14 protein-coding genes are annotated in these 15,680 nt (G+C 66.7%); 11 read left to right on the top strand and 3 right to left on the bottom strand.

Translation table 11 applies throughout. The features are described from left to right. Positions 1–17 precede the first annotated feature (17 nt). Positions 18–617 (top strand): SAM-dependent methyltransferase, encoded by a 600-nt coding sequence (locus tag C6Y53_RS01895; RefSeq protein ID WP_106470886.1) that lies wholly within the window; start codon positions 18–20, stop codon positions 615–617. A gap of 13 nt (positions 618–630) precedes the next feature. On the opposite strand, the gene bmt is transcribed toward C6Y53_RS01895, so the two are convergent. Together bmt and C6Y53_RS01885 are read right to left on the bottom strand one after the other, a co-directional pair. Continuing rightward, complete coding sequence (bmt, locus tag C6Y53_RS01890; RefSeq protein WP_106470885.1) at positions 631–1,644, bottom strand: betaine--homocysteine S-methyltransferase; 1,014 nt, start codon at positions 1,642–1,644, stop codon at positions 631–633. Between the two features lie 134 nt (positions 1,645–1,778). Next, positions 1,779–2,096, bottom strand: coding sequence for a DUF1476 domain-containing protein (locus C6Y53_RS01885; RefSeq protein WP_106470884.1), 318 nt, complete (start codon positions 2,094–2,096; stop codon positions 1,779–1,781). 157 nt (positions 2,097–2,253) lie between these two features. Between C6Y53_RS01885 and purC the strand changes: the two genes are divergently transcribed. The 6 genes from purC to C6Y53_RS01855 all read left to right on the top strand — a co-directional run bounded on the left by purC (position 2,254) and on the right by C6Y53_RS01855 (position 10,754). Beyond that, entirely contained in the window at positions 2,254–3,012 is a 759-nt protein-coding gene (gene purC, locus C6Y53_RS01880) for a phosphoribosylaminoimidazolesuccinocarboxamide synthase (protein ID WP_106470883.1), read from the top strand. A 78-nt stretch (positions 3,013–3,090) separates the two neighbouring features. After that, positions 3,091–3,321 carry a phosphoribosylformylglycinamidine synthase subunit PurS gene (purS, locus tag C6Y53_RS01875; protein WP_106470882.1) on the top strand — a complete coding sequence of 77 codons (231 nt, stop codon included), beginning with the start codon at positions 3,091–3,093 and terminating at the stop codon, positions 3,319–3,321. A gap of 151 nt (positions 3,322–3,472) precedes the next feature. Then, positions 3,473–4,141: a phosphoribosylformylglycinamidine synthase subunit PurQ gene (purQ, locus tag C6Y53_RS01870; RefSeq protein WP_106470881.1), complete on the top strand. Its 669-nt coding sequence runs from the start codon at positions 3,473–3,475 to the stop codon at positions 4,139–4,141. A 93-nt stretch (positions 4,142–4,234) separates the two neighbouring features. Beyond that, positions 4,235–5,950, top strand: coding sequence for a sensor histidine kinase (locus C6Y53_RS01865; RefSeq protein WP_425300354.1), 1,716 nt, complete (start codon positions 4,235–4,237; stop codon positions 5,948–5,950). Between the two features lie 72 nt (positions 5,951–6,022). Further along, positions 6,023–7,360: a sigma-54-dependent transcriptional regulator gene (locus C6Y53_RS01860; RefSeq protein WP_106473907.1), complete on the top strand. Its 1,338-nt coding sequence runs from the start codon at positions 6,023–6,025 to the stop codon at positions 7,358–7,360. Between the two features lie 511 nt (positions 7,361–7,871). Beyond that, the gene (locus C6Y53_RS01855) at positions 7,872–10,754 is read left to right on the top strand and encodes an Rne/Rng family ribonuclease (RefSeq protein WP_106470879.1); all 2,883 of its coding nucleotides are present in this window, start codon (positions 7,872–7,874) and stop codon (positions 10,752–10,754) included. Positions 10,755–10,806: 52 nt separating this feature from the next. On the opposite strand, the gene C6Y53_RS01850 is transcribed toward C6Y53_RS01855, so the two are convergent. Next, a complete protein-coding gene (locus C6Y53_RS01850) occupies positions 10,807–11,040 on the bottom strand; it encodes a sulfurtransferase TusA family protein (RefSeq protein ID WP_106473906.1) in 234 nt (77 codons plus the stop codon). A gap of 92 nt (positions 11,041–11,132) precedes the next feature. Between C6Y53_RS01850 and C6Y53_RS01845 the strand changes: the two genes are divergently transcribed. From C6Y53_RS01845 to C6Y53_RS01830, 4 genes are all read left to right on the top strand, one after another. Further along, positions 11,133–11,885, top strand: coding sequence for a cytochrome c biogenesis CcdA family protein (locus C6Y53_RS01845; protein ID WP_106473905.1), 753 nt, complete (start codon positions 11,133–11,135; stop codon positions 11,883–11,885). A 56-nt stretch (positions 11,886–11,941) separates the two neighbouring features. Next, complete coding sequence (locus tag C6Y53_RS01840; protein ID WP_106470878.1) at positions 11,942–13,216, top strand: hypothetical protein; 1,275 nt, start codon at positions 11,942–11,944, stop codon at positions 13,214–13,216. Continuing rightward, complete coding sequence (locus C6Y53_RS01835; RefSeq protein ID WP_106470877.1) at positions 13,213–14,568, top strand: cytochrome P450; 1,356 nt, start codon at positions 13,213–13,215, stop codon at positions 14,566–14,568. Before C6Y53_RS01840 ends, C6Y53_RS01835 begins: the two co-directional genes overlap by 4 nt. A 69-nt stretch (positions 14,569–14,637) precedes the next feature. After that, positions 14,638–15,528 (top strand): fructose bisphosphate aldolase, encoded by an 891-nt coding sequence (locus C6Y53_RS01830; protein WP_106470876.1) that lies wholly within the window; start codon positions 14,638–14,640, stop codon positions 15,526–15,528. The last annotated feature ends 152 nt before the right edge of the window (positions 15,529–15,680 follow it).

Below are 15,680 nucleotides of genomic sequence, written 5' to 3'. Positions count from 1 at the left end.
GCGGATAATCTGGGCGCATGGTCGACTGGGATGCACGATACCGCGCCGAGGGCTACCTGTTCGGCACCGAACCGGCGGTCTTTCTGCAACGCCAATCCCGGTGGCTGGCGCCGGGGTCGCGGGTGCTGTGCGTGGCAGATGGCGAAGGGCGCAATTCGGTTTTCCTCGCCGGGCAGGGCCACCGGGTGACCGCCTTCGACGCGTCGTCCGTGGCGCTGGACAAGGCGCGGATGCTCGCTCAGGCCCGTGGCGTTTCGGTGGAGTTCCGCGAGGCCGGGATCGAGGACTGGGACTGGTCGACGGGCTTCGACGCGGTGGTTGGCGTGTTCATCCAGTTTGCCGGTCCGGACCTGCGCGCGCGGCTGTTCGGCTGGATCGGGCAGGCGGTCCGGCCCGGTGGCCTGTTGCTCCTGCACGGCTACGCGCCGCGCCAGGTGGAGTATGGCACCGGCGGGCCGCCCTGCGCCGAACAGATGTATACCGGCGACCTGCTGCGCGCCGCGTTCCCGGACTGGGAGATCCTGCGGCTGGCGGATTACGATACCGAGGTATCGGAAGGGTCGGGTCACAAGGGGCGCTCGGCCCTGATCGACCTGGTGGCGCGGAAACCGGGCTGACGGCTTTCCCGGATTAGCCCCGGCGCCGCCCGCGGCGGGCGCGGGGCTGTGCGGCCTCGTCTCCGGTGCCGTCATTGATCGAGGAAAACGCACCGAGGGCGGCGGTGATCTGGTCCAGCGTGGGCCGGTCGCCGCGCGGGCGCGTGTCGAGCGCTTCGCGCATCATCGCGAGATGGTCCGGCATCGTGCCGCAGCAGCCGCCGATGATCCGGGCGCCGCAATCGCGGGCCATGGCCGCGTAATCGGCCATCAGCGCGGGCGTGCCATCGTAATGGATGTGCCCGTCCACATATTTCGGGATGCCCGCGTTGCCCTTGGCGATGATCGGCCGTTCGGTTCCCTGCGCGGCAAACCCCAGCACCGTGCGCAGCAGGTCGGCCGCGCCCGTGCCGCAATTGGCGCCGAACCCGACCGGCGGGGTGGGCAGGTCCTCGACCATCTCGGCGAGGGCGGCCGAGGTGACGCCCATCATCGTGCGTCCCGCGGTGTCAAAGCTCATCGTGCCGCACCAAGGCATGCCGGCCAGGGCAAAGGCTTCGGCGGCGGCGCGGTATTCTTCCGGTGCGCTGATGGTTTCCAGCCACAACACATCCGCGCCGCCCTCTTTCAGGGCCTCGGCCTGTTCATGGAACATCTCGACCGCCAGCGAATGGGACAGGGTGCCGACCGGCTCCATGATGTCGCCCGTGGGGCCGACCGATCCGGCAACGATGATGGTCCGGTCGGTGGTGTCGGCCACCTCGCGGCCAAGCTCGGCCCCGACGCGGTTCAGTTCGCCGACCCGGCGCTGCGCGTCATGCAGTTTCAGCCGCGACGCGTTGCCGCCGAAGGTGTTGGTCAGGAACAGGTCGCTGCCCGCATCGACCGCGCCACGGTAGAGCGCGGTGATCTTGGCCGGTTCGTCGGTGTTCCACAACTCCGGCGCATCGCCCGATTGCAGCCCCATGTTGAACAGGTTCGTCCCGGTCGCGCCATCGGCGAGCAGCACGTCATGGGTTTCGAGAAAGGCGGTAACGGCATCGGTCATGAAACGGTCCTGTCGGCAACGGCAAATGGCGCAAAGGTCAACGCCCCCGTCTGTCATGGACCGGGCGCCGAGACAATTGCGAATTTTTCAAGACGATGATGAGCCGCGGAGCAGTCCGCCGCTCAATCGGCCGCTCAGTCCGCCTCGGCCATGATCTGCGCCTTGGCTTCGGGCAGCAGCTCGACCATCTTGGCGCGGATCGCGTCCGAGGTCACATGGCCTTCGAGATCGGCGGTGATCCGGCGGACCAGTTCGTCATGCTTGACGTCGTTGACCTCGGCCACGGCCAGCGATTTCGCATAGGCCTGGGCCTCGTCGCCGTTCTTGCCCATCAGGCCGGCGGCCCACAGACCGACCAGCTTGTTCCGGCGCACGAGCGCCTTGAACTGCATTTCCTCGTCATGGGCGAACTTGGACTCGAATGCGTGTTCGCGGTCGTCGAAAGTGGTCATGGGTCATGCTCCATCGGGCAATGCTGGTGTTGACAGAGATATGCCGCCACCGGCGCGACTTCGCAAGGGGGAGCGCTTGCGACATCGTGGTCCTTGCACTAAGAGGGCGCCAACGAGACGGGACCGTTGCCCCGTCCGCTTTCCCGAAAGGCCCGACATGGCGCGTCGCAAGAAAATCTACGAAGGCAAGGCGAAGATACTCTATGAAGGTCCCGAGCCGGGCACCATCGTGCAGTATTTCAAGGACGACGCCACCGCCTTCAACGCCGAGAAGAAGGACGTGATCGACGGCAAGGGGGTCCTGAACAACCGCCTGTCCGAATATTTCATGTCCGGGCTCAACGCCGTGGGCGTGCCGACCCATTTCCTGAAACGGCTGAACATGCGCGAACAGCTGGTGCGCGCCTGCGAGATCATCCCGCTGGAGGTGATCGTGCGCAACTATGCCGCCGGGTCGCTGTCCAAGCGACTGGGGATCGAGGAAGGCACGCAACTGCCGCGCCCGATCGTCGAATATTGCTACAAGGACGATGCGCTGGGCGACCCGCTGGTGACCGAGGAACATATCGCCGCATTCGGATGGGCCAGCCAGCAGGACATGGACGACATTCTTTCGCTGGCGCTGCGGGTCAACGATTTCATGTCCGGCCTGATGCTGGGTGTCGGTATCCGGCTGGTCGATTTCAAGATCGAGGTCGGCCGTGTCTATGAGGGCGATTTCCAGCGGCTGGTCGTGGCCGATGAAATCAGCCCCGACAGCTGCCGGCTGTGGGATATCGAAACCGGCCGCAAGCTGGACAAGGACGTGTTCCGCCGCGATCTGGGCAACCTGTCCGATGCCTATTCCGAGGTTGCCCGGCGGCTGGGCGTGATGCCGAAATCGGCACCGGTGACCAAGCCGACGCTGATCAACTGACACGCGCCGACGGGTCGCGGGGATATTCGAGACAACGCGGAGCCGGGTGCGGTTCCGCCACATAGCCGGGGACGGACGATGAAGGCACGGGTGCATGTGATGCTGAAGAACGGGGTGCTCGACCCGCAGGGCGCGGCGGTGCGCCATGCGCTGGGCGCGCTGGGGTTCGACGGTGTCGAACGGGTGCGGCAGGGCAAGGTGATCGACCTCGACCTCGCCGAGGGCACGACCGAGGCGCAGGTGCGGGACATGTGCGAAAAGCTGCTCGCCAACACGGTGATCGAATCCTATTCGATCGAACTCGGCTGAGACCGCCGGCGGATCGGTCCGGGATAGTGCCCGATTTTCCGCCCGAAGTGCCGCCTGAAGTGCCAGGCGCGCGTTTTCCGGGATTGATCAGGGCCGGTTCCATGGCTATGTCGGCCGCGACCACGCAGAGCACCCGCCAGGGAGAGCGACCATGAAAGCCGCTGTCATCGTCTTTCCGGGATCCAATTGCGACCGCGACCTCGCGGTGGCATTTCGCGAGGCCGGGTTCGATGTGTCGATGGTCTGGCACAAGGACACCGCGCTGCCGCAAGGGGTGGATATCGTCGGTATTCCGGGCGGGTTTTCCTATGGCGACTACCTGCGCTGCGGCGCCATCGCGGCGCAATCGCCGATCTGCCGCGCGGTGGCGGACCATGCCGGGCGTGGCGGCTATGCCGTCGGCATCTGCAACGGGTTCCAGGTGCTGACCGAGACCGGGCTGCTGCCGGGGGCGCTGCTGCGCAATGCGGGGCTGAAATACATCTGCCGCACCGTGGGGCTCCGGGTGGAAACTGCCGCCAGCGTCTATACCGAGGGCTACACCGCCGGGCAGGTGATCGACATTCCCATCGCCCACCATGACGGCAATTATTTCGCGGATGATGAAACGGTCGCCGCCCTGCGGGGCGAGGACCGGATCGCGTTCAGCTATGCGGACAATCCCAACGGCTCGGTCGGCGACATCGCCGGCATCCTGTCGGCCAACCGGCGCGTGCTGGGGATGATGCCGCATCCCGAACGCGCCTCTGACGCGCGCCATGGCGGCACCGACGGGACGGCCATGTTCCGCGCATTGGGGACGGCGCTGGCACCGGCGTGACTTGAGCCGGGGCGAGGACGGGCATAGCCTGTAGCCATGTCAACCAAAGACAAGACCTCGCCGCTGGGCCGGATCTGGCCCCGCAACCGCCCGATGCGCTGGTCGATCCGACTGGCCGTCGGGGCGGTGCTGTCGATGGCGATCGTCACGGTCTGGGTGACCAATGATCTGCTGACCGACCGGTTCACCGCGTCGACGCGCAGCCGGGCCGAACTGCGCCTTGCGCTCTATGGCGGCAACCTCCTGAGCGAATTGCGCCGCAACGCGATCGTGCCGCAGCTGCTGGCCCGCGACCCGACGCTGATCGGGGCGCTGGATTCTTCGGATTTCAGCCGCTCGACCCAGCGCCTGATTTCCTTTGTCGAGGAAATCGGCGCGGAATCGCTGATGCTGCTGGACCTGGACGGGCGCACGGTGGCGGCGACCGACCGCAACCGGCTGGGCGCGCAGCACCGGTCCGAGCCGTATTTCGTCGATGCCCTGCGTTCGAATGCGACCATCTTTTCGGTGATCCCGCGCGAAGCGGGCGGTTACCGGTTCACCTATTCGCGACGGATCGAAAACGGGTCCAATGTGCTGGGCGTGATCGTGGTCGAGGTCGATCTGCAGAAATTCGAACGCGCCTGGGCGGGGGTGTCCGACGCGGTTCTCGTGACCGACAGCCAGGGCACGATCATCCTGGCGACGGAATCGCGCTGGCGCGGGCTGGCTGAGGCCGAGGCGATCAGGCGCGAACCCCCGCAAGGCGCCATCGACCGGGCCATCCGCGCCACCGCCGACTGGGCGACGCTGCCGGCCGAGGCCTATCTGCGCGGCGAGGCGGTGATGCGCCTGGAAAGCCGAATTCCCTTTCACGGCTGGCGGATGACTTCCTTCACCACCTACAGTTCCGTGCGCGAAAAGGTGAACGCGGTGCTGGCGATGGAAATCATGGGGTTCGCCATCCTCGCGGCGCTGGCCTTTTACGCGCTGGGCCGCAAGACCGCGTTGCGGATGGCGCTGTTCCAGCGCGAATCCGCCGAACTGCGCGAACTGAACGCGCGGCTCAAGCGCGAGATCTCGGAACGCGAACGGGTGCAGGAAACGCTGGCGGTGACCGAACAGTCGCTGGCGCAATCGTCGAAACTGGCGGCGCTGGGCGAAATGTCGGCCGCGGTCAGCCACGAACTGAACCAGCCGCTGGCGGCGATGAAGACCTATCTGGCCGGGGCCCGCCTGTTGCTGCGCCGGAACCGTCCCGACGAGGCGCTGTCGAGCTTCGGGCGCATCGACGACCTGATCGAGCGGATGGGCGCGATCACCCGGCAGCTCAAATCCTATGCCCGCAAGGGCAGCGAATCGCTGTCGGCGGTGGACATGGGCGAAGCCCTGGCGTCGTCGCTGACGATGATGGAGCCGCAGCTGCGTCACCGCCAGGTGCAGATCACCCGCATCCTGCCCGATGACCCGGTGCTGGTGATGGGCGACCGGCTGCGCATCGAACAGGTGATGGTGAACCTGCTGCGCAACGCGCTGGACGCCACCAAGACCGTGGACGATCCCGAGGTTCAGATCATCCTTGCGGCGGGCGAAACCGCGACATTGACCGTGCGCGACAACGGCGATGGCGTCGAGGATTTTGAATCTCTGTTCGAACCGTTCTACACTACCAAGCAACCCGGCGACGGCGTGGGGCTGGGTCTGGCGATCTCGTCGGGGATCGTCAGCGATCTGGGCGGGCGGCTCACCGCCCGCAACGGGGCAAATGGCGGCGCTGTCTTCGAAATGCAATTGCCGATCCTGGAAACGGGCAGCGAAGCGGCCGAATAGGCAAGGCCCGGCTCCGATGGGCCGGCAATGAAAGACCGGCGGCACGACCGGGACATGGAAAAGGAGTTGGGTATGGCTCAGGCGATGAAGATCGCGATCGTCGATGACGAACAGGACATGCGCCAGTCGATCAGCCAGTGGCTGGCCCTGTCGGGATATGACACGGAAACCTTTGCCAGCGCCGAGGAGGCGCTGAAGGTGCTCGGGCCGGATTATCCGGGCATCGTGATTTCCGACATCAAGATGCCGGGCATGGACGGGATGCAGTTTCTCAAGAAGCTGATGGGCAGCGATTCGGCGCTGCCGGTGATCATGATCACCGGCCACGGCGATGTGCCGATGGCGGTCGAGGCGATGCGCGTCGGCGCGTTCGATTTCCTCGAGAAACCGTTCAACCCCGAACGCATGTCCGAACTGGCCAAACGGGCCGCCAACGCGCGCCGGCTGGTGATGGACAACCGCGCCCTGCGCCGCGAACTCAGCGATGGCAACCAGCTGATGAAGAAGCTGATCGGCCAGAGCCCGGTGATGGAGCGGCTGCGCGAGGACATTCTCGATCTGGGTCAGGCCGACGGGCATGTGCTGATCGACGGGGAAACCGGCACCGGCAAGACGCTGGTGGCCCATGCCCTGCACGCGGTCGGCAGCCGCGCGGGCAAGAAATTCGTGCTGGTCGCCTGCGCGGCGCTCGAAGAGGACGCGCTCTCCAAGCGCCTGTTCGGCCCCATGCTGCCCGACGACAGCCGCCTTCCCGCGCTGGAAGAGGCCCGCGGCGGCACGCTGGTGCTCGAGGATGTCGAGGCGTTGTCGGACACGTTGCAGGCCCGGCTGCTGCACGAGATCAACGAACAGGGCACGCCGGCAGAGACCCGGATCATCGCCATCTCGAACCTGCAGGAGGCCGGGCGCACCTGCGAGGATGCGCTGCGCCCCGACCTGTTCTACCGGCTCGCGGCGCTGCGGATCACCGTGCCGCCGCTGCGCCAGCGCGGCGAGGACATCCTGACCCTGTTCACGCGCTTCAGCGAACAGTTCTCGGACGAATACGGCTGCGAGACGCCGCAGGTCACCGCGCAGGAGGCCGCGCAGCTGCTGCAGGCGCCCTGGCCGGGCAATGTGCGCCAGCTGATCAACATCGCCGAACGCGCGGTGCTGCAGTCGCGCCGGGGGTCGGGGTCGATCGCATCGCTGCTGATGTCGGATCACGAGGAAATGCAGCCGGTGATGACCACCGAGGGCAAGCCGCTGAAGGAATATGTCGAGGCTTTCGAACGCATGTTGATCGACAACACCATGCGCCGCCACAAGGGGTCGATTTCCAGCGTGATGGAAGAGCTCTGCCTGCCACGGCGGACCCTGAACGAAAAGATGGCCAAATACGGCCTGCAACGCTCGGACTACCTGAGCTGAGCCGGTCCCGGACCGTTCCCGGCCCGTTCACGATCCCGGAAAATCCCGGCATCGTGAACGGTTTGACCGTCCCGGATGGCGGAATGTGGCATCCGCGATGACGAATTGCCATTGTCAATGCCGCGCCGGTCACCTTATGTTGGCCGGACGGGCGGTCCGGATTTCACGCGCTGCCCGGTTTTGAGTTTCGCTGTTTCAGAACCTTGCCGGCCGGTCCTGTGCCGGAACTGAACAGACCGATTGGGTCCCGCACGGGGCCAGTGTAGCGTCCGACCCCATCCGGGGCGGGCAATGAGACGGGCAGGTGATCGCATCGGCAAATGCCGGTCCGCGCCTGTCGGAGAAGAACCGCGATGACGCGCGCGCCAGGATTGACAACCGAGCCAGGGGGCCGAAGGGCCACACCCTGCCGCGCGGCGTCCCCCATCGCCCTGACAAGACGCAACCCCAACCGCCAACGCCCGCCCGGTTCGGCCGGGCCCGCGCGATTGCGGTTGTGCACCAAGGATATATGGCAAAGAAAATGCTCATTGACGCCACTCACGCGGAAGAAACCCGCGTCGTGGTGGTGGACGGAAACAAGGTCGAGGAGTTCGATTTTGAATCCGAGAACAAGCGCCAGCTCGCTGGCAACATCTATCTCGCCAAGGTAACGCGGGTCGAACCGTCGCTGCAGGCGGCGTTCGTCGACTACGGCGGCAACCGGCACGGGTTTCTGGCATTCTCGGAAATCCACCCGGATTACTACCAGATCCCCGTCGCCGACCGCGAGGCGCTGATGGAGGAAGAGCGCGCCTATGCCGAGGCTATGAAGGCGCGCGACGAAGAAGACGCGGTCAAGCCGAAATCGTCCCGGTCGCGCCGGTCGCGGAGCAAGGCGGCGGCGATCAAATCCGATGACGCGGTGGAAACCCGCGAGATCACCGGCATGGAAACCATCGACCTGTCCGACGAGGACGGCGCCGAGGAAACCGGTGTCGCCGGGTTCGGCCAGGGCGCCGACGCGACGGTTGAAGGCTCGGATGAAGGAACGATTGCGGCCGAGGCCGGACAGTCCGATGAGGCGGCGGAGACCGCCTCCGCAGAGGATGGCGCCGACGCCACCGATGACACCGCCGAGGCGAAAGCCGGGGATGCCCCGGCTGATGATGCCCAATCCGACGATGTCCAGCCCGATGAGGCCGCGGACACGGAACAGCCGGGCGCGGGCGACGTTGTCGATGCCGCGGAAGGGGCCGAAAACGGTGCCGGCGACGGCAAGGATACCGGGCATCCGGACGCCGCCGAAAAGGACGCGAACATCGAATCCATCGCGCGGGACGACGATGCCGAGGATCTGCGCCCGCCGCGCAAGCCGCGGTCGCGCCGCTACAAGATCCAGGAGGTCATCAAGGTCCGCCAGATCCTGCTGGTGCAGGTCGTCAAGGAAGAACGCGGCAACAAGGGCGCCGCGCTGACCACCTATCTCAGCCTCGCGGGCCGCTATTGCGTTCTGATGCCCAACACCGCGCGTGGCGGCGGCATCAGCCGCAAGATCACCAACGCCGCCGACCGCAAGAAACTCAAGGAAATCGCGGGTGGTATCGACGTGCCGCAGGGCGCGGGCCTGATCATTCGCACCGCCGGGGCCAAGCGGACGAAATCCGAGATCAAGCGGGATTATGAATATCTGCAGCGGCTGTGGGAACAGATCCGCGAACTGACGCTGAAATCCATCGCGCCGGCCAAGATCTACGAAGAGGGCGACCTGATCAAACGGTCGATCCGCGATCTCTACAGCCGCGACATCGACGAGGTATTGGTCGAGGGCGAACGCGGCTATCGGTCGGCCAAGGACTTCATGAAGATGATCATGCCGTCTCACGCCAAGAACGTGAAACGCTATGAGGATGCGCTGCCGCTCTTTGCGCGGTTCCAGGTGGAAAGCTACCTGAACGCGATGTTCAACCCGACGGTGCAGCTGAAATCCGGCGGCTATATCGTGATCGGCGTGACCGAGGCGCTGGTGGCGATCGACGTGAACTCGGGGCGGGCCACCAAGGAAGGCTCGATCGAGGAAACCGCGCTCAAGACCAACCTGGAAGCCGCCGAAGAGGTCGCGCGCCAGCTGCGCCTGCGCGACCTGGCCGGTCTGATCGTGATCGACTTCATCGACATGGACGAGCGCAAGAACAACGCCGCCGTCGAGAAGCGCATGAAGGAGCGGCTGAAATCCGACCGTGCTCGCATCCAGGTCGGACGGATCTCGGGCTTTGGCCTGATGGAGATGAGCCGCCAGCGGCTGCGCCCCGGCATGCTCGAGGCGACGACGCAGGCCTGCCCGTCCTGCCACGGCACCGGGCTGATCCGGTCCGACGATTCGATGGCGCTGTCGATCCTGCGCCAGATCGAGGAAGAGGGCACCCGGCGACGGTCGCGCGAAGTGCTGGTGAAATGCCCCGTCGCCATCGCCAATTACCTGATGAACCAGAAACGCGAACATATCGCGCAGATCGAATCGCGCTATGGCCTGTCGGTGCGGATCGAAGGCGACGTGCATCTGGTCAGCCCCGAATTTTCTCTGGAGAAGTTCAAGACCGCGACCCGCGCGGTCCCGGTGGCCACCGCGCCGGTGGTGTCGGTGGATGCCACGCTGATGAGCAACGTCGATGCCGAGGCCGATGCCGAGGTTGACGAGGTGGAGGCGCCCGAAGAAACCGCCGATGGCGAAGCCAGGCCGAAACGCCGCCGCCGCCGTCGTCGTCGCCGGAAATCCGGCAATGGCGAGACCCGCGAGGACGCGGATACGGCCGACGACAACCAGGATGCGGCGGGCGAGGCGGTCGATTCGGACGATGCCGAGGCTCCCGCCGAGGCGCAGGACACGCCCGAGGCCGAAGACGCGCCCAAGCCCAAGCGCAGCCGGTCGCGGTCGCGCAGCCGCAAATCGGCCGCCGCAGATGCCGAGGTCGCCGAAGGGGATGCGGCCGCTGCGGACCCGGCAGAGGCCCCGGCCGACCCCGCGCCCGAGGCAGAGGTGGCAGCCGAGCCGGAAGCGGAGGAAAAACCGAAGCCCAAACGCCGGACCCGCAGCCGCAAGAAGAAGAGCGATGCCGGGGAAGCCGCCGGGGAACCCGAGGCCGAGGTCCAGCCGGACCCCGCGCCCGAGACGGTCGCGGATGCGCCCGAACCGGACGGGACCGACAGCGGGGCGGCGGCCGAGGTCGAAACGGCCGACACGGCTCCCGAGCCGGTCAGCGAACCCGAACCCGAGGTCGCGGCGGCCACGCCCCCCGCAGAGCCGACGGTGACCGAGGCCGAGCCCGAGGTTGAAGCGGCGGTTGCCGTGGCCGAACCCGAGCCGGAGGAAACCGCCAGGCCCAAGCGGCGCGGCTGGTGGTCGCTGGGCCGCTGACGCGGGAAAATACCGTATCGAACGGGGCGGCGCGCAGGTGCCGCCCCTTTTGTTACCCGCCCTTGCGGATCAGGTAGCTGCAAACCCCGTCACGGTCGGTCTGGCCGATCAGCACATGACCGGATTCGACGCAGAAATGCGGCACGTCGATGACCGCGGCCGGGTCGTCGGCCAGCAGCTCCAGCACCGCACCGTCGGGCAGCGCCATGAGCCGCTTGCGGGCCTTGAGAACGGGCAGGGGGCATAGCAGCCCGATGGCGTCGAGCGTGTCGGAAATCTCGGTCATGGTCATGCGATAGGCCGCTTGTTTCAGCCTGTCCACAGTGTTGTGACCTTTGGTCCCGTGACCTTGGCCGCGCGATGGCCTATGTGCGAACCATGTTCGGAATAGATATCATCGACGCGGCGCTGCTACCCGCGATGACGGTGGCGCTGGCCGCCGGGATCATCAGTTTCCTGTCACCCTGCGTGCTGCCCATCGTGCCGCCCTACCTGGCCTATATGAGCGGCGTGTCGGTGCAGGACCTGTCCGAAGGCCGGGCGGCGTCGAACCGCGCGGTCCTGCCGGCGCTGTTCTTCGTGCTGGGGCTGTCGACGGTGTTCCTGTTTCTGGGCTTCACCGCCTCGGCCATCGGCACCGTGTTCCTGCACTACCAGGGCTGGTTCAACACGGTCGCGGGGCTGCTGGTGATGGGCTTTGGCGCCCATTTCCTGGGCATCTACCGGATCGGCATCCTGGATCGCGAGGCGCGGCTGGATGCGGGCGACCGGGGCGGATCGGCGCTGGGCGCCTATGTCCTGGGGCTCGCCTTTGCCTTTGGCTGGACGCCCTGTATCGGCCCGCAACTGGGCGCGATCCTGTCGCTGGCCGCGTCCGAGGCCTCGGTGGCGCGCGGCACGATGCTGCTGGCGGTCTATGCGGCGGGCCTGGGCGTGCCGTTCCTGCTGGTCGCGGCGTTCCTGCCGCGCCTGGGCGGCGTCATGGCCTGGATGAAACGACACATGGAGCGTATCGAACGCATCATGGGGCTGCTGCTGTGGACCATCGGGCTGCTGATGCTGACCGGCGGCTTTTCCGCCTTTTCCTACTGGTTGCTCGAGAGCTTTCCGGCGCTGGCGACATTGGGCTGACCCTGCCGTTCATTTCGCTTTGCCCCGGCGGCCCGGCGTGACTAGGCTGGCCCGGCATGAGCGAGGCAACGACGCATACGGGCGGGCCGGAACGGCGAACGCGAACGGTTCGGGGGCGGCGGGTGTTCTACATTCCCGGCTACGACCCCTTTCCGCCCCGGCGTTATCGTGAACTCTACCGCAAGGAAGCCGCGGCGCAGGCGGCAATCTCGGGATACGAGATCGCGCTGAAACCGGGTATCGGCGCGGCTGACGGGTTCGGCTGGCGGGTCGCCGCCCAGATCGAGGACATGCCGGTCGAGGCCGAGGTCGAAGTCCTGGTCTGGTCCGATCTGGTTCGCGGCAGCATGTCCGCCGGTATCGCGGCGACCTTCGGGATGCTGGCGCGCACGGCATGGATCTACATCTCGACCGGCACGCTATGGCGACTGATGGGGATGCGCAAGGGGCCGGTGATCGCGGCGCTCTACCCGGTGGGCATGTTGCTGGTGCAACTGGCGGTGGCGGTGCTGGCCGGGTGGATCGCCACGCGGGCGGTGATCGGGGCGGCGGCATGGTTCGGCGGCACGCATCCGGCGACCACCGTGGCGGGGCTGGCGGCGGGGCTGGCCGTGCTGGCGGCATTGATGCGCTGGTTCAAGGCGCGCGACAACCGGCTGTTCGCCTATTACCTGATGCATGACTACGCCTATTCGGCCCGGCTGCGCGGCGCCAACCCGCCCGAGTTGGAAACCCGGCTGGCCGAGTTCGGGGACCGGATCGCCGCGGCGCTGGCCAGCGGGGCGGACGAGGTTCTGGTGGTCGGCCATTCGTCCGGGGCGCATCTGGCGGTGTCGGTGCTCGCCGATCTGATCCGCGCGGGACGGGTTCCCGCGAACGGCCCCGCGCTGGGGTTGCTCACGCTGGGTCAGGTGGTGCCGATGGTGTCGTTCCTGCCCGATGCCCACCGGCTGCGGGCCGATCTGGCCCACCTGTCCTCCAGCGACGCGCTGGCCTGGGTCGATGTGTCGGCGCCGGGCGATGGCTGTGCCTTTGCCCTGTGCGACCCGGTCGCGGTCAGCGGCGTGGAACCCGCGGGCCGGAAATGGCCGCTGGTCTTTTCGGCGGCCTTTACCCAGACCCTGTCGGACCAACGCTGGGCCGAGCTGCGCTGGCGGTTCTTCCGCCTGCATTTCCAGTATCTCTGCGCCTTCGACCGGCCGGGTGACTACGACTATTTCCGCATCACCGCCGGGCCGCTCACGCTGGGCGACCGCTATGCGGGCCGCCAGCCGTCGAAATCGCGCATCGACACCGCGATGTCGAAATACACCTCGACCAGCGCCGCATGACGATCCCGCCGAAACCGCCCGCCCGCCCGGACAAGGTGTCGCTCTGGCGCTATGTGCGGCTCTTTCGCGACGATATCCTGTCGGCGCAGCCGGCGCGGCTCTACCGCGCGTGGATGGCCGAGTTCCGCACGCCGTTCTTCCGGTCCTTCCTGCTGAACCAGCCCGATCTGGTCAGGACGGTGCTGAAGGACCGGCCCGATGACTTTCCGAAATCGGGCCGCATCGGCGAAGGGCTGCGGCCGTTGCTGGGGAACTCGGTGTTCCTGACCAATGGCGAGACCTGGAAACGCCAGCGGCGGATCATCGACCCGGCTTTCGAAGGCGGGCGGCTGCGCGAAACCTATCCGGCGATGCGGGCGGCGGCCGCGGCGGCGGTGACGCGGCTGCAGGCGCAGGCGGGCGGGGCGGTCGAGATCGAGGAGATCACCAGCCACGCGGCGGCGGATGTGATCTTTCGCACGATGTTCTCGATCCCGATCGAACACGAGGTCGCGGCGCAGGTCTTTGCCCGGTTCCGCGACTACCAGCGCAACCAGCCGATCCTGAACCTGGCCGCGTTCCTGCCGCTGCCGGCCTGGGCGCCCCGTTTCCACCGGCGCGGCACGAAACGGGCCGCGCGCGACATCCGGGCGCTGATCGAGACCCTGACCGCCGAACGCGGGGCCGCGATCCGGGCCGGGACCGCACCCGACGACCTGGTCACCAAGATCATGACCACCGCCGATCCGCAGACCGGCGAAACCTTCGACACCGCCGAGATGGTCGACCAGGTGGCGATCTTCTTTCTCGCCGGGCATGAAACCTCTGCCTCCGCCCTGGCCTGGACGCTCTACCTGATGGCGCTCTATCCCGACTGGCAGGACCGGGTGGCCGACGAGGCGGCGGCGCTGGAGGAGGAGGACGGCTTTGCCGTGATGTCCCGGCTGAAACTGTCGCGCGACGTGTTCCGCGAGGCGCTGCGGCTCTATCCGCCGGTGCCGATGATGGTGCGCACCGCCACCTGTCCCGAACGGTTCCGCGACCGCGACGTGCCGGTGGGCGCGCAGCTGGTGCTCAGCCCGTGGCATCTGCACCGGCATGAACGGCTGTGGGACAATCCCGACGGGTTCGATCCGGCGCGCTGGCAGACCGAAAACGGCAAACGCTGCATGCGCGACGCGTTCATTCCGTTTTCCGCCGGGCCGCGCGTCTGCACCGGGGCCGGGTTCGCCATGGTCGAGGGACCGCTGCTGCTGTCGAGCTTCCTGCGCCGGTTCCGGTTCGAACGGGTCGAGGGCCGCGATCCGGTGCCGGTGGCGCATCTGACCGTCCGCGCCCGCGACGGGATCTGGCTGCGGATTGTCAGTCGCTAACACGCTATCATCGCGCCGGGGCATGTTCTATTCAGGCGCCGACAGTGAATCATGAAACGAGGGTTAGGTATGGCACAGGCAGACCAGCGGGAACGGATGCGCAGCGGGACGGGTTTCATCGCGGCGCTCGACCAGTCGGGCGGCTCGACCCCCAAGGCGCTCGCGCTCTACGGGGTGGACGCGTCCGATTACGGGTCCGAGGAGGAGATGTTTGCCGAGATCCAGCGGATGCGCGCCCGGATCATAAAGTCGCCCGATTTCACGGCGGCCAAGGTGATCGGCGCGATCCTGTTCGAACGCACGCTGGGCGAGGATATCGACGGCCGCAAGGTGCCCGATTACGTCTGGAGCGAACGCGGCGTCGTGCCGTTCCTCAAGATCGACAAGGGTCTCGAGGACCAGGCCAACGGCGTTCAGCTGATGAAGCCGATGCCGGGTCTCGCCGACACGCTGGCCAGGGCCGCGGGGCAGGGCATCTTCGGCACCAAGGAACGCTCGGTCATCCACGAGGCCAATGCCGAGGGCATCGCCGCGGTCGTGGCGCAGCAATTCGACGTGGCGCGCGAGGTGCTGGCCGCCGGCCTGGTGCCGATCATCGAACCCGAGGTCAACATCCATTCCGCGACCAAGGCCGAGGCCGAAGTGATGATGAAGGCCGAGATCCTGAAACATCTCGATGCGCTGGACGATGCTGTCGAGGTGATGCTGAAACTGACCCTGCCGAGCGTGGCCAACCTGTTCGACGATCTCGCCGACCACCCCAAGGTGATGCGCGTCGTGGCCCTGTCGGGCGGGTATTCCACGCAGGAAGCCTGCGACCTGCTGGCCCGGAACGGCAAGATGATCGCGTCGTTTTCGCGGGCCTTGACCGAAGGGCTGAGCAGGCAGATGTCGGATCCCGATTTCGATGCCGCGCTGGGCCGCAACATCGACCAGATCCACCAGGCGTCGATCACATAGGGCGATCTGCCTGTCCGCACCGCTCCGGGGCCGGCATCCTTGCCGGCCCTTTTTTGATGTGCGGCACCCGAAACGCCCCGGAACTGACGGAAATCCCGGAATTTTCCCCGTATAGAATACCTGACTGCCCGGCCCGCCGCGTGGCCGCTAGC

Source organism: Pukyongiella litopenaei (assembly GCF_003008555.2).
Lineage (GTDB): Bacteria > Pseudomonadota > Alphaproteobacteria > Rhodobacterales > Rhodobacteraceae > Pukyongiella > Pukyongiella litopenaei.
The sequence above is the reverse complement of the archived record's forward strand: the minus strand, read 5'-3'. Positions and strand labels throughout refer to the sequence as shown.

What these genes read in the sequence shown, in the direction of transcription:
- C6Y53_RS01895 (WP_106470886.1), top strand. Translation starts at nt 18, where the DNA reads ATGGTCGACTGGGATGCACGATACCGCGCCGAGGGCTACCTGTTCGGC.
- bmt (WP_106470885.1), bottom strand. Translation starts at nt 1,644, where the DNA reads ATGACCGATGCCGTTACCGCCTTTCTCGAAACCCATGACGTGCTGCTC.
- C6Y53_RS01885 (WP_106470884.1), bottom strand. Translation starts at nt 2,096, where the DNA reads ATGACCACTTTCGACGACCGCGAACACGCATTCGAGTCCAAGTTCGCC.
- purC (WP_106470883.1), top strand. Translation starts at nt 2,254, where the DNA reads ATGGCGCGTCGCAAGAAAATCTACGAAGGCAAGGCGAAGATACTCTAT.
- purS (WP_106470882.1), top strand. Translation starts at nt 3,091, where the DNA reads ATGAAGGCACGGGTGCATGTGATGCTGAAGAACGGGGTGCTCGACCCG.
- purQ (WP_106470881.1), top strand. Translation starts at nt 3,473, where the DNA reads ATGAAAGCCGCTGTCATCGTCTTTCCGGGATCCAATTGCGACCGCGAC.
- C6Y53_RS01865 (WP_425300354.1), top strand. Translation starts at nt 4,235, where the DNA reads ATGCGCTGGTCGATCCGACTGGCCGTCGGGGCGGTGCTGTCGATGGCG.
- C6Y53_RS01860 (WP_106473907.1), top strand. Translation starts at nt 6,023, where the DNA reads ATGGCTCAGGCGATGAAGATCGCGATCGTCGATGACGAACAGGACATG.
- C6Y53_RS01855 (WP_106470879.1), top strand. Translation starts at nt 7,872, where the DNA reads ATGGCAAAGAAAATGCTCATTGACGCCACTCACGCGGAAGAAACCCGC.
- C6Y53_RS01850 (WP_106473906.1), bottom strand. Translation starts at nt 11,040, where the DNA reads ATGACCGAGATTTCCGACACGCTCGACGCCATCGGGCTGCTATGCCCC.
- C6Y53_RS01845 (WP_106473905.1), top strand. Translation starts at nt 11,133, where the DNA reads ATGTTCGGAATAGATATCATCGACGCGGCGCTGCTACCCGCGATGACG.
- C6Y53_RS01840 (WP_106470878.1), top strand. Translation starts at nt 11,942, where the DNA reads ATGAGCGAGGCAACGACGCATACGGGCGGGCCGGAACGGCGAACGCGA.
- C6Y53_RS01835 (WP_106470877.1), top strand. Translation starts at nt 13,213, where the DNA reads ATGACGATCCCGCCGAAACCGCCCGCCCGCCCGGACAAGGTGTCGCTC.
- C6Y53_RS01830 (WP_106470876.1), top strand. Translation starts at nt 14,638, where the DNA reads ATGGCACAGGCAGACCAGCGGGAACGGATGCGCAGCGGGACGGGTTTC.